Origin of the sequence: Pseudomonas rustica, from assembly GCF_018336155.1 — a bacterium.
Lineage (GTDB): Bacteria > Pseudomonadota > Gammaproteobacteria > Pseudomonadales > Pseudomonadaceae > Aquipseudomonas > Aquipseudomonas rustica.
In genome coordinates this window covers 221,143-234,337 of record NZ_JAGYHF010000003.1, presented here as the reverse complement: position 1 = coordinate 234,337, position 13,195 = coordinate 221,143, and the positions used below count along the sequence as shown (strand labels likewise).

Annotated in this window: 13 protein-coding genes; 8 read left to right on the top strand and 5 right to left on the bottom strand. The window is 58.4% G+C overall.

Features of this window, described 5'->3' with window-relative positions:
• Positions 1-35: 35 nt before the first annotated feature.
• The 3 genes from KFS80_RS06715 to KFS80_RS06705 all read right to left on the bottom strand — a co-directional run bounded on the left by KFS80_RS06715 (position 36) and on the right by KFS80_RS06705 (position 4,056).
• The gene (locus tag KFS80_RS06715) at positions 36-2,591 is read right to left on the bottom strand and encodes a fimbria/pilus outer membrane usher protein (protein ID WP_212544307.1); all 2,556 of its coding nucleotides are present in this window, start codon (positions 2,589-2,591) and stop codon (positions 36-38) included.
• Positions 2,592-2,692: 101 nt separating this feature from the next.
• Complete coding sequence (locus KFS80_RS06710) at positions 2,693-3,433, bottom strand: fimbria/pilus periplasmic chaperone (protein WP_218959206.1); 741 nt, start codon at positions 3,431-3,433, stop codon at positions 2,693-2,695.
• Between the two features lie 65 nt (positions 3,434-3,498).
• Entirely contained in the window at positions 3,499-4,056 is a 558-nt protein-coding gene (locus KFS80_RS06705) for a fimbrial protein (protein WP_212544305.1), read from the bottom strand.
• Between the two features lie 357 nt (positions 4,057-4,413).
• Here KFS80_RS06705 and folE point away from each other — a divergent pair, with 357 nt between their 5' ends.
• Positions 4,414-4,959: a GTP cyclohydrolase I FolE gene (gene folE / locus KFS80_RS06700; protein WP_053118666.1), complete on the top strand. Its 546-nt coding sequence runs from the start codon at positions 4,414-4,416 to the stop codon at positions 4,957-4,959.
• Positions 4,960-5,063: 104 nt separating this feature from the next.
• Positions 5,064-5,435: a glutaredoxin family protein gene (locus KFS80_RS06695; protein ID WP_159815716.1), complete on the top strand. Its 372-nt coding sequence runs from the start codon at positions 5,064-5,066 to the stop codon at positions 5,433-5,435.
• Between the two features lie 163 nt (positions 5,436-5,598).
• On the opposite strand, the gene KFS80_RS06690 is transcribed toward KFS80_RS06695, so the two are convergent.
• A complete protein-coding gene (locus KFS80_RS06690) occupies positions 5,599-6,765 on the bottom strand; it encodes an aminotransferase-like domain-containing protein (RefSeq protein ID WP_212544304.1) in 1,167 nt (388 codons plus the stop codon).
• Between the two features lie 82 nt (positions 6,766-6,847).
• Here KFS80_RS06690 and KFS80_RS06685 point away from each other — a divergent pair, with 82 nt between their 5' ends.
• The 3 genes from KFS80_RS06685 (at position 6,848) to KFS80_RS06675 (ending at position 9,652) form a co-directional block, all read left to right on the top strand.
• Positions 6,848-7,294: a MarR family winged helix-turn-helix transcriptional regulator gene (locus KFS80_RS06685; protein WP_212544303.1), complete on the top strand. Its 447-nt coding sequence runs from the start codon at positions 6,848-6,850 to the stop codon at positions 7,292-7,294.
• Between the two features lie 292 nt (positions 7,295-7,586).
• Positions 7,587-8,936: an NCS2 family permease gene (locus tag KFS80_RS06680; RefSeq protein ID WP_159815647.1), complete on the top strand. Its 1,350-nt coding sequence runs from the start codon at positions 7,587-7,589 to the stop codon at positions 8,934-8,936.
• A gap of 89 nt (positions 8,937-9,025) precedes the next feature.
• A complete protein-coding gene (locus KFS80_RS06675) occupies positions 9,026-9,652 on the top strand; it encodes a LysE family translocator (protein ID WP_008080903.1) in 627 nt (208 codons plus the stop codon).
• A gap of 193 nt (positions 9,653-9,845) precedes the next feature.
• On the opposite strand, the gene uraH is transcribed toward KFS80_RS06675, so the two are convergent.
• Positions 9,846-10,199: a hydroxyisourate hydrolase gene (uraH, locus tag KFS80_RS06670; protein WP_008031462.1), complete on the bottom strand. Its 354-nt coding sequence runs from the start codon at positions 10,197-10,199 to the stop codon at positions 9,846-9,848.
• Between the two features lie 443 nt (positions 10,200-10,642).
• On the opposite strand from uraH, the gene puuE reads away from it, so the two are divergent.
• From puuE to alc, 3 genes are all read left to right on the top strand, one after another.
• Complete coding sequence (gene puuE / locus KFS80_RS06665; RefSeq protein ID WP_034151757.1) at positions 10,643-11,569, top strand: allantoinase PuuE; 927 nt, start codon at positions 10,643-10,645, stop codon at positions 11,567-11,569.
• Entirely contained in the window at positions 11,566-12,081 is a 516-nt protein-coding gene (gene uraD / locus KFS80_RS06660; protein ID WP_122594936.1) for a 2-oxo-4-hydroxy-4-carboxy-5-ureidoimidazoline decarboxylase, read from the top strand. Before puuE ends, uraD begins: the two co-directional genes overlap by 4 nt.
• Before the next feature lie 90 nt (positions 12,082-12,171).
• A complete protein-coding gene (gene alc / locus KFS80_RS06655) occupies positions 12,172-13,167 on the top strand; it encodes an allantoicase (protein WP_053118656.1) in 996 nt (331 codons plus the stop codon).
• The last annotated feature ends 28 nt before the right edge of the window (positions 13,168-13,195 follow it).

Below are 13,195 nucleotides of genomic sequence, written 5' to 3'. Positions count from 1 at the left end.
ATAATTCGAATGGAAGAGCAACTTCAGCCAACGACTCAGCCATGAACACACGTGGCGTCGACCTGCTGATACAACTGATCCTCTGCCCCGGTTGCCGGGTCAAAAAGCAACAGGCATGACTGCCCTGAATCCTCTCCCCAGACCGCTTTCAAACCTTGGTGCTCACCGCGCACGAAGATCAAACCGCCCTGCCCGACCAACGCAATCTGTTTACCGTCCGCGTCCACTACCTGCGCCCCGAAAGGCACGTCGGCGTTATTGTCCAGTTGCAGCAACAGCGGTTTGCCGATGATCGTCGGGTAATCCAGCCGCACGATCGCACCCCGGCGCGGCGCGACTTGTTGCTGGGTGTTCTCCAGTTCAACGTCGACGGGCAAGCCTTTTGGGTTGATTCCGACATTGTTGTTGCGATACGGCACCAGCCCCGCTGTCAGTGCCTGGCCATCGTCATCGAGCGCGTTGCCCTGACCGTTGGCCACACTCGCCCCGCCGGCGCCTCTGGCTTCAATCAATGCCATGGTCTCGCCCTGTTCGGGACTGAAAACGATGCCGCCGGAGTGGGCAACAACGGTACCGCTGGCCGAACCGGTGTATTGGGTAAAATCTTCGCCGCGACTGACGCTCGCCCCGACCTGCGCTATCGAGGAGCGGTACTGCACGTTGCCGCCGTAACTGTGCGTGGAATCGTCATCGCTGCTGGAGCGACTGGCGTACACGCCATAGTTGGCCTGATTGCGCTCGCCGGCCGTGCCAGTGACGTTGGTACGCACCGTGCTGTTGTTGTCGCCGTCATAAGAGGCAGTTGTGCTCAAGGTCGGACGTCGTGAGCCGGAACCCAGCGGAACACTCAAGCTGAGCAGATAGGTGTCGTTGCTTTCGTCGTCCTGGAACTCGCGACCGGCCGACACGCTCAGGCTGCCCCAGTTGAAACTCTTGCTGTAGCCCACCTGATACGTGGTGGAGTCGGCGCGGCCATCCCAATAACTGCTCGACACACCGTTCACATAGAAGTCACCCACTTCGCCCATCGGCTGGCTGACGCTGACCTGAAAACGGTTGCGCTCGAGGTAGGCCTGGGTTGGATCGCCTTCGTGCAAGTGAGCAAACGTGCTGAGCCCCAGATACCCCTCACTGGAAAATCGGTAGGCAGCCAAGGCGAAATTGGTGCGGGTTTCATCGATCAGTTTGCTGTAACTGATGCGGTAACTGCGCCCGCTCGAATCACCGGAGCCTTCATCGGTGGTAATTTGCGGCAAACCTGAGGCCCTCGAGAACGAGGCATCAAACGCGATCGCACCAATCGGCGTACCGACTGCGGCACCGGTGATCAGCGAGCCGTAGTCTTCGGCCAGAATTCCGCCGCCGTACAAGGTCAGCAGATTGGATATGCCTCGGCGGTAGGTGCCTTGGGTGAAACGCAACTGGTCGTCGAGGTTGTCATCGCGGTAACGCCCCACGGTCAGGCTGAAACGCGATGAGCCGGGACGCAGCATTTGCACCACAGAGGCAAACGCAACCGTGAAGGTTTTCTGCCGGCCATCGGCCTCGGTGACGGTTACGTCGAGATCACCGGCATACCCGGTGGCGTACAAATCGTCGATGACGAAGGCGCCGGGAGCCACGGTGACTTCGTGGATGATCCGCCCGGCCTGGCGAATGGTGACTTTGGCGTTGGTGTCGGCGATACCACGGACAATGGGTGCGAACCCGCGTTCGCTTTCCGGCAGCATGCTGTCGTCGCTGGCCAGTTGCACACCGGTGAAAGGCACACTGTCGAAGCTGTCGCCGGGGGTGAAATATTCGCCCAAAGTGAACTGCGCTTTCATCGACGAGACATCGTGCTGTGCATAGCTGTTGGTGGCGCTGTACGTGCTGCCGGCATCGTCGTCGTAGTTGAAATTGCCGTTATGGCGCAATCGCCAGTCGGCGATGTTGAAACCGCTGTTCACACCGAGACTGAAACTGCTGCTGTCGTCGCCGACGCTGTTCTGGTTTTCGAAGGCGTTGGCGTTGTAAGTGACAAAACCGGCGGTGACGCCCGAATCCCATTCCGAAGGATCGACGTAACCGCGCCTCACTCGCCCGGCGTAGGCCTGCGGGATACTCAGATCGCCTTGCAGACTGGCCATGTCCATACGAAAGGAAGCACCGGGAATCAGCGCCTGTACTTCTACGCAATCGCTGGCGAGGGTCTTGGCGACCTGCTCCTGATCCGGCAGTTTGTTCACTCTCACGCCCCAACGCTCGACGTCAGCAGCGCGAAAGCAAAAGCGTGATGCATTCTTCCCGGCGGCGACCACGCGCACGGTCTGACTCATTTGATCCTTGCCATTGACCGTCACCTGCAGTCGATATTCACCGGCGGGCACCATGCCGGCCCGGGCGTAGCGCGACAGATCGAGATTCTGGCCATAGCCTTGCAAAAACGTACTGTCAAAGGTGACGTCAGCAGGCTCGGTGCCTGCGAAAACCGCGCCACTTGCGCCGCCTATCAACAACGTCAACGCTTGTAGAACAGCCGTCTGCAAACGCTTCTTGCGCACAGCAAAATGCTTCCCGACTGCCGAATGCAGTCGATACAAATCAGTCATGGCGAACTCAATGCTTTTCGATCAAGTCAGCGTTCAGGCAGATCCGTTTTGCCGGCGCTCACGTGATGTAGAAAATTTTCCTCGATAACCGCGCACAGCGGTCACTGGCCGAGGCTGTACCGTTGGGCGTTGGCATTGCCGTAGTCACTGATCCATCGACTGTCGACTTCGCCACTCGCCACGTTTGAGCTCAAGCCCTTCAAGGGGAAATCGAAGGTGCCACTCGGTCCGACCATGCCGCCGTCGATATTGGCGTAACGCTGGCCGCCGGCGTTGAGCGCCACTTCACTGAAGCTGATGTTGTAACGAGCCTTGTTGTGCGCGCGCAGCACGTAACCTTGCGCCGCGTGCACCACTTCCCAGGTCACTTGCTCGGCGGCTTTTTCCGGACTGCCCGGTAAGTCCGAAGGTCGCAGGAATAATTTCAGGCGTGAGCGAAAGGCGATCTGCATGACGTTTTGCCCTGGCGCGCTCGCCGATTTTGGCGGCACTTCGAGCACATTGAGCCAATACACCGACTCACGATCCTTGGGTACATCACCGCCGATGTAAGCAATGCGCAATGTCTGGCCCTTGCCCGGCTCGATACGCATGAGCGGCGGGACGATCACGAACGGCAGCTTTTGCGCGCCCGGAGTCGACGCGGGATCGCCCTTGTCCAGCCAGGTTTGCACCAGCGCCGGCTGGCTGCCGCTGTTGGTCAGGCCAACAGTGATTTCACGCTCTGCCGTCGGGTAGACAAAACGGGTGCCGGCGACCTGTACGCTTGCCAGCGCGACATTCGATCCCAGTAGCGCGCTGAGCAAAAGGCCTTTGAGCAGGTGTGTCGAGGTGGTCTTCATGGTTTTTTCCACAGGCGCCGGGCAGGCAGTTGCGCGGATAACCGCGGCTGGCTGCCCACGTGTCTTTACTGGTAGTCCAGGGTGTAAACCAACTGGGTATCGACCTGGCCCGCCGTCGCAATGCCCGTTGCCACGTAACGCGCGGCATAGTTGAGATCAGCCACACCGGCACCGCCCTGATCCACGAATGGCACGTAGCTGTTGCCGGTGTTATCGCGCAGGTCGATGGGGGTTGCCGCACCATCAAGCACTTGCACCTGGACGTTTGTGGCAGCACTCACCGAGGCGGTGTTTTGCAGATAGCCAGTGGCCGGATCCACGTTCAGTGGCGCAAACGCGGCGCGAACGCTGCCAGTGGTTGGGCAACCACTGAGTTGCATGGTGAAACCTTTGGCACCGGCGGTGTCGCCCGGAGTCGCGAGAGCGCTTTTGGAAACCGCCGGCAAGGTGATTGTGGAGTCGCCGGTGCCACCGTCCACGGCGATCAAGCAGGAAGCATCCGTTACCTGACCTTGAATGGTGATGGTGCCGTCCGCCGCAGAGGCGCCCGACGCGGCTAAAAGACCAGCACCAGCCAGCAAACCGACCATGTAGATTTTCGCGCTCATTGCAGTGTTTTTCATTGGGTTGAATTCCTGTCAGTCAGTCCCCTCTGCCGTCAAAACTTGCTAGCGGCAGACATCTCGATGTTTTCGAGGGGAGAAACTTTGCCGAGGAACGCCCAAGAACACTGTAGGAAATTTCCTATTCCCAGAAAGAAAATGTGGAATTGATAAAACTTCCAGCATGCGGATACGCGGCCAGAATTGGCCCTTCGCGCCCACCGGCCATACAACTGCCGACACACTTACGCTACCATGTGCGCCATGGCGGGTATGAACCCTGCGTTTATTGTCATTCAGCCTGAAACAGCTGCTTGGCACACAATTGGTACAGACACAAAACAGTACCCCTCTGAAACCCTTATGGAATCAGCCTCTGTGACACTGGAACAGAACTACACCGCGATTCTCGGCCAACTGGGCGAGGACGTCTCCCGCGAGGGCCTGCTCGACACGCCGAAGCGTGCCGCCAAAGCCATGCAGTACCTCTGCCGCGGTTATGAACAAACGCTTGAAGAGGTCACCAATGGTGCCCTGTTCAGCTCCGACAACAGCGAAATGGTGCTGGTCAAGGACATCGAGCTGTACTCGTTGTGCGAACACCACATGCTGCCGTTCATCGGCAAGGCGCACGTTGCGTACATCCCGAGCGGCAAAGTGCTGGGCCTGTCGAAGGTTGCGCGCATCGTCGACATGTACGCGCGTCGTCTGCAGATTCAGGAAAACCTCAGCCGCCAGATCGCCGACGCCATCATGCAAGTGACCGGCGCACTGGGCGTTGCCGTAGTGATCGAGGCCAAGCACATGTGCATGATGATGCGCGGTGTCGAGAAGCAGAATTCGTCGATGATCACTTCGGTGATGCTCGGTGAGTTCCGTGAGAACGCTGCCACCCGCAGCGAGTTTCTCAGCCTGATCAAGTAACGCGCCGCACGAAAAAAACCGGCATTCATCGCCGGTTTTTTTTCGCCCGTGAAAAATCGGGTAAGCTGCGCGCCTTTCTCAATCTGCACCGTGAGGCTTTCAACGTGTTCGTCAAAGCGCTTCGTGTCGGCCTCGGCCAACTGGTTATCTTCATCGACTTCCTCACCCGTCCGGGCAAGAAAAAGCGCCCCGCCGCTGCTCAGGCTCAAGTGGACGCTGCCGCGAAAGATCTGACCCTGTATCAGTTTCACGCCTGCCCGTTCTGCGTGAAAACCCGCCGTACGTTGCGTCGTCTGAATGTGCCGGTGGCGCTGAAGGATGCGAAGAACAATGAGCAGGATCGTCAAGCGCTGCTGGAACAGGGCGGCCGGATCAAGGTGCCTTGCCTGCGGATTGAAGAGAATGGGCAGACGACGTGGATGTATGAGTCGAAGGTGATTATTGATTATCTGGATAAGCGATTTGCTGCGGTCTGATATTTTGTTGTCGTGCTGACTGACGCCTTCGCGAGCAAGCCCGCTCCCACAATTTGAAATGCATTCCCCTGTGGGAGCGGGCTTGCTCGCGAAGAGGCCCTCCCAGGCACCTAAAATCCCAGACAAAAATAAACCGGCCCTTGAGCCGGTTTATTTGTTTTTATCAGGCCGCTTTATTTATCTGCGCCTGCCGCACCACCGCAGCCAGCCGCTTCAACCCTTCATCCAGCCGCGCCGGATCAATATGGCTGAAATTCAAACGCAAGTGCCCATGATGATTATCCGGCTCCGGGAAGAACGGCTCGCCCGGCATAAACGCCACATCATTGGCCAACGCCTCATTCAATAGCGTTCGCGTATCCAGCGGTTGCTTCAACGTCAGCCAGAAAAACAGCCCGCCCTGCGGCATGTTCCAATCTGCCAAATCGGCAAAGTGCGTTTCCAGTGCCGATTGAAACGCATCGCGTCGCTGGCGATAGAACCCACGCAACTCACTCAAATGCTGCTGATATTTCTCTGTGCCGATCCATTGCAGCGCCTGCCACTGGCCGATGCGGTTGGTGTGCAGATCCGCCGATTGCTTGAGTTTAAGCAAATGCGGAAACAGATCCGGGCTGGCGATCAGATAGCCAACGCGCAAACCCGGCAGCAGGGTTTTCGACACGGTGCCGGTGTAGATCCAGCTGGATTTCTGCAAGCGTCCGGCAATCGGTTTGGCGCTGCCGCCGTCGAAGGTCAGTTCGCGGTAGGGCTCGTCTTCGATCAAGGTCACGCCGAATTCATCGAGCAATGCGGCGACTGCAGCGCGTTTGGCTTCGCTGTAACGCACGGCTGATGGGTTCTGAAAGGTCGGGATCAGGTAGATGAACGCCGGACGATGCTGTTCCAGACGATTACGCAAGTGCGCCAGGTTCGGGCCGTCGGACTCTTGCGGCACGGTCAGGCAATCGGCGCCGAACAGCTGGAAGATTTGCAGCGCGGCCAGATAGGTCGGCGCTTCGAGCAGAATTTCCGTGCCTTTGTCGATGTACAGCTTGGCCGCCAGATCGAGGGTTTGCTGGGAGCCGCTGACCACCAATACCTGACTGGCCTGACAATCCAGACCGAGCGCCCTCGCCTCCGCCGCCAACGCTTCGCGCAACGCCGGTTCGCCTTCGCTCATGCCGTATTGACCGAGCGCCAGCGGCATGTCCGCCCATTCGACTTTCGGCAACATAGCTTCGGCGGGCAAACCTCCAGCAAACGACATCACCTCAGGACGCTGGGCGGCGGCGAGGATTTCACGGATCAAAGAACTTTTAAGGCGCGAGACACGTTCGGAAAAAGCCATGGAGGTCACCGGTAGCGAGGCAGGTTTAAAATGAGTCAAACTGGTTGACTGAAATTACGACAGCTTGAGCGAGTACGTCAACATGCTTGACCTTAAAAACCCAACGAGCCAGCAACAGGCGATGGAAGCGTTTTTCTTCGGCTATCAGGCGTTCACCGCCAAGGCTGACGAAATGCTCGAGCGCCGCGGGTTGTCGCGGGTGCATCAGCGCATCGTGTTTTTCATCGCGCGTTATCCGAATTTGAGCGTGAAGGAATTGCTTGGCTTGCTCGGCGTGAGCAAGCAGGCGCTGAACATGCCGTTGCGGCAGTTGCAGGAAATGCAATTGGTCGACAGCGTGGCGTCGGAGGCGGACAAGCGTAAACGGCTGCTGGAATTGACGGCGGAAGGTGCGAAGTTTGAGCAGGCGTTGCGGCGTGAGCAGGTGAAGTTGCTGGAGCGGGTGTTTGCCGAGGCTGGGGAGGCGGCGGTGAATGGGTGGTTGGCGGTGAATCTGGCGCTGGGGAACAGTCAGACAGTTCTCGATTGAATGGGCCGGCCTCTTCGCGAGCAAGCCCGCTCCCACAGGGGGAACGCATTTCAAATGTGGGAGCGGGCTTGCTCGCGAAGGCGTTCGAACAGACGATATATCCCTATCAATGGAACTTTCGTAAACAAAACCAAAAACAATATTTGCTTTATTTGTACACAAAAGCATAATCCACAGCGTGCGAGTTCCTGACCGCATGGTCAACAAATTCGCAAGTGCCTCAAAGGGCCGCTGCCACCCCTCATGGGTCCGGCCCTGGAAATAACAATAAAACTCTTGAGGAGTACTCGCTGTGGAAAGCCGCAAATCCGAAGCATCGACGCTGGATCTCTCGCCGCCATTACGCACTGGCCTGCTGGAGCGCTTGTTCAAACTCAGCTTGCATGGCACCACGGTGAAGACCGAGCTGATTGCCGGTCTGACAACCTTCATCACCATGGCTTACATCATCTTCGTCAACCCGAACATCATGGCCGATGCCGGGATTGACCACGGTGCGGCGTTCGTCGCCACCTGTATCGCCGCCGCACTGGGCTGCCTGTTGATGGGCCTGTACGCCAACTGGCCAGTCGGCCTGGCGCCGGGCATGGGCCTCAACGCGTTCTTCACGTACACCGTGGTCGGCACCATGGGCTACAACTGGGAAACCGCGCTGGGTGCGGTGTTTGTTTCCGGCGTGTTGTTCATGATCCTGACCTTCTCGCGGATTCGTGAGTGGCTGCTCAACAGTATTCCGGTCAGCCTGCGCTTTGCGATGGGTGCCGGTGTGGGTCTGTTCCTCGGTTTGATCGGCCTGAAAACCGCTGGCATTGTCGTCGACAGCCCGGCGACGCTGATCAAGCTCGGTTCCCTGCGTGAACCCGGCCCGCTGCTCGCCGCCATCTGCTTCCTGATGATTGCGATCCTCAGCTACCACAAAATCTTCGGCGCGATCCTCATCAGCATCATCACCGTAACCCTCGCCGGTTGGGGTCTGGGCATCGTGCATTACGAAGGGATCATGTCGACGCCGCCAAGTCTGGCGCCGACCTTCATGGCGATGAACGTGGCCGGCGTGTTTAACGTCAGCATGATCAGCGTGGTGTTGGCCTTCCTCTTTGTACACATGTTCGACACCGCCGGTACGCTGATGGGCGTTGCTCAGCGCGCCAATCTGGTCGGCGCTGACGGCCGCATCGAAAACCTCTCCCGCGCGATGAAAGCCGACAGTGCTTCCAGCGTATTCGGTGCGGTGGTCGGCGTTCCGCCAGTAACAAGTTATGTAGAAAGTGCTGCCGGTGTGGCCGCTGGTGGTCGGACTGGTCTTACCGCAGTGACCGTAGGTGTGCTATTTATAGCGGCAATGTTTTTCGCACCGCTGGCCGGCATGATTCCCGCTTACGCCACCGCCGGTGCATTGATCTACGTGGCAATGCTGATGATGGGCGGCATGGCCCACATCGAGTGGGACGAAGCCACCGATGCCATCCCGGCAATCGTCACCGCCATCATGATGCCGCTGACCTTCTCGGTCGCCGACGGTATCGCACTGGGCTTCATCACCTACGTGGCGCTGAAGGCCGGTACCGGCAAGTACAAGGAAATCTCCGTGAGCCTGTGGGTGCTCTGCGCGATCTTCATCGCCAAGTTCATCTTCCTGTAAGCGCTACGCGGTTCAGGCTTCAAAACTGCCTCACCCTCACGGGTGGGGCTTTTGTGCATTTTTCAGTACAACAAAAAAGGAGGAAAGTGATGAGTCTGGAAACCTGGCTGCTGTTCAGCGGCGCTGCGTTGGTGGTGATCCTGATTCCGGGGCCACTGTCATTGCTGATGATCAGCAACAGTCTGAATTACGGTTTGCGCCGTTCTTACCCGGCGTTTTTGGGTGGCGTGATTGCGTCGATCTGTTTGCTCAGTGCTTCGGCTTTGGGACTGGGCGCCCTGCTGTTGGCGTCAGAGCAGTTGTTCAGCGCGCTGAAAATCGTCGGTGCGCTGTATCTGTTCTACCTCGCCTGGCAGAGCTGGCAGCAATCGCGTCAGCCCTCGGTAGGCGCTGAAGTGCCTCAGGCGGCACCGACGCCGCGCTTTCGCACCTTGTTCGGGCGCGCGTTTGTGCTGGGCGCGAGCAACCCGAAGGACATTCTGTTCTTCGCCGCGTTTCTGCCGCAGTTCCTCAGCGCGCAGCAGCCGTTTTTGCCGCAGTTGCTAATCATGATTGCGACGTGGGTGGTGCTCGATCTGTGCTGCAAACTGGCTTACGGGCTGGGTGCGCATGGGGCGGCGCGGTATCTGCGCAGTGGCAAGGGGCAGAGTTGGTTTAACCGGATCAGTGCCGGGTTGTTCAGTGGTGCGGGTGCTGCATCCCTGTTGAGCCGCTAACAGCCAAAGCTTCGCGAGCAAGCCCGCTCCCACATTTGGAATGCGTTCCACCTGTGGGAGCGGGCTTGCTCGCGAAGGCGTCAGACCAGACACCACTTTCTCAAGGACGAAAAAAAGCCCGCAGTGTGGGCGGGCGAAAGACCAAAGAAGCTATATGCGCAGTCGCTTCCCGGTGGGGGCAGCTGCTTGGGGGTCAGCTGCCCCGGTACGTGGAATAGCTGTACGGCGAAATCAGCAACGGAACATGGTAGTGATCCTGTTCGGCAGAGATGCCGAAGCGCAGCACAACCACGTCCAGAAAGGCCGGTTCCGGCAACTGAACACCACGGGCGCGGTAGTAATCGCCCGCGTGGAACTGAACCTGATAAACGCCGGTACGATAATCATCGCCTTGCAGCAGCGGTGCATCGACCCGGCCATCGCTGTTGGTAATCGCACTGGCGACCAATTCCAGTTGCGAACCTTCAACGCGGTACAGTTCGACCTTGATCGAACTGCCCGGGCAACCGTGTGCAGCGTCCAAAACGTGTGTAGTCAAACGTCCCATTGATTCTGCGCGCCTGCCTGCGTGGAAGCAGTCAGACTTCGCGCCTCCCGAAGTCAGTTGAAAAGGAGACCGCACCGATTCGGAGCACGAAAAGCTGCGGCGAGCGACTGATTAAGACACTTTTCAAAAAAATTGTACACAATAAAAACGACATTTTTCACATCACCCCCGCCATTCGGGCGTTTCCCCTTGATCTGCCAGCAACGCGCCTATTCATTGAACCTCCTATCCATAAGCTGACGGGTCAGGCAGGTTTCTTGCAGGCTCACGCCAATAGCAGTAAAAGATGACAGTCGGTGAAAAATGCGAAAATTCAGGCTTACAAATTGCGATTAAAGTTGTATACAATCAGCCCATCGCTGTGACGCCAGCCTGTTCACTCACCGCCAGGCCGCCACAAAATCCCGACTTTGAACAAGTCATGAATAAGAAGGAAGACTGCAGTGAGCGCTGACTACCCACGCGACCTGATCGGTTACGGCAGTAACCCTCCTCACCCACACTGGCCGGGCAATGCCCGCATCGCCCTGTCCTTCGTACTCAATTACGAAGAAGGCGGCGAGCGCAACATTCTGCACGGCGACAAAGAATCCGAAGCGTTCCTGTCTGAAATGGTTGCTGCTCAGCCGCTGCAAGGCGCGCGCAACATGAGCATGGAATCGCTTTACGAGTATGGCAGCCGTGCCGGCGTCTGGCGGATCCTGAAACTGTTCAAGGAATTCGACATTCCGTTGACCATCTTCGCCGTGGCCATGGCCGCCCAGCGCCACCCGGATGTGATCCGCGCGATGGTCGATGCCGGTCACGAGATCTGCAGCCACGGCTACCGCTGGATCGACTACCAGTACATGGACGAAGCGCAGGAACGCGAGCACATGCTCGAAGCGATCCGCATCCTTACCGAAATCACCGGTGAGCGCCCACTGGGCTGGTACACCGGCCGCACTGGCCCGAACACCCGTCGTCTGGTGATGGAAGAAGGCGGTTTCCTCTACGACTGCGACACCTACGACGATGACCTGCCCTACTGGGAACCGAACAACCCGACCGGCAAGCCGCATCTGGTGATCCCGTACACCCTCGACACCAACGACATGCGCTTCACGCAAGTACAGGGTTTCAACAAGGGTGACGACTTCTTCGAATACCTCAAAGACGCGTTCGACGTGCTCTACGCCGAAGGCGCTGAAGCACCGAAAATGCTCTCGATCGGTCTGCACTGCCGCTTGATCGGCCGTCCGGGTCGCATCGCTTCGCTCAAACGCTTTATCGAATACGCCAAAAGTCATGAACAGGTGTGGTTCAGCCGTCGCGTCGACATCGCGCGTCACTGGCATGAAACCCAGCCGTACCAAGGGGCCGCCAAATGAGCCGCTTTCAAACCCTGCAACCGTCGACCCTGAGCCGCGACGCTTTCGTCAAAGCTTTCGCCGACATCTACGAACATTCGCCATGGGTGGCCGAGAAGGCCTACGACCTGGGCGCGGACGCTTCGATCGACGAGATCGAAACCCTGCACCAGCGCATGAGCGACATCCTGTTGAGCGCCGATCACGCCAGTCAACTGGCGCTGATCAACGCTCACCCGGACCTGGCCGGCAAAGCTGCCGTCCAGGGCCAACTGACCGAAGCCAGCACCAATGAACAAGCTGGCGCCGGTATTCACCAATGCACGGCCGAAGAGTTCCAGCGCTTCACCGAGCTGAACGACGCCTACAAAGCCAAGTTCAAGTTTCCCTTCATCATGGCGGTAAAAGGCAGCAACCGGCATCAGATCCTCGCGGCGTTCGAAACGCGCATTCACAACTCGCAAGACACCGAGTTCAAATGTGCGCTGGCGGAGATCAACAAGATTGCCCTGTTCCGTTTACTGACCCTATAGCGAGCCTGGCCCGAGAAACCTCTAGAACGCTTGTGTTTCCCAGGGCCCTGCAAGCATCCCCAGCCACTTATTTAAAGGCAGACAAGAAGAATGAAAGCTTACGCCGTACCTTTCGAGAAGTTCGTCAACCTGGCCGATGCCCGTCTGGGCACCAAAATCATCTCGGTCACCGATGACTGGTTCGCAGACGCCAATCGTCTGTTCCAACCGACCCCGGCCGTATGGAAGGAGGGCGTGTTCGATGACAACGGCAAGTGGATGGACGGCTGGGAATCGCGCCGCAAGCGCTTCGAAGGCTTCGACAGCGCAGTGATCCGTCTGGGCGTACCGGGCTCGATCAAAGGCGTGGACATCGACACTTCATTCTTCACCGGCAACTTCCCGCCATCGGCCTCGCTGGAAGCGTGCTTCCTGGCCTCGGGCGAGCCTGATGACAACACTCAGTGGACTGAAGTGCTGTCGGCCGTCGAGCTGCAGGGCAACAGCCACCACTACCACGAAATCAGCAACGACCAAGCGTTCAGCCACCTGCGCTTCAACATCTACCCGGACGGCGGTGTTGCCCGTCTGCGCGTGTACGGTGTGCCGCATCGCGACTGGTCGGCCGTTGGCGACAACGAGCAAGTCGATCTGGCAGCAGCCCTCAACGGTGGCCGCGCCCTCGCCTGCTCCGACGAACACTTCGGCCGCATGAGCAACATCCTCAACCCGGGCCGTGGCATCAACATGGGCGACGGCTGGGAAACTGCACGTCGTCGTACGCCGGGCAATGACTGGGTCATCGTCGCGCTGGGTCACCCGGGCGAGATCGAGAAGATCGTCGTCGACACCCTGCACTTCAAAGGCAACTACCCGGACACCTGCTCGATCCAGGGCGCGTTCGTGAAAGGCGGTACTGACAGCCAGATCGAAACCCAGTCGCTGTTCTGGCGCGATCTGCTGCCAAGCCAGAAGCTGGAAATGCACGCCGAGCACACCTTCGTCGAGCAGATCAAAGCACTGGGCCCGATTACCCACATCCGCCTGAACGTGTTCCCGGACGGTGGCGTGAGCCGCCTGCGCGTTCTCGGCAAGGTCGCTAAATAACACCGCACTGATCGTTCCCACGCTCTGC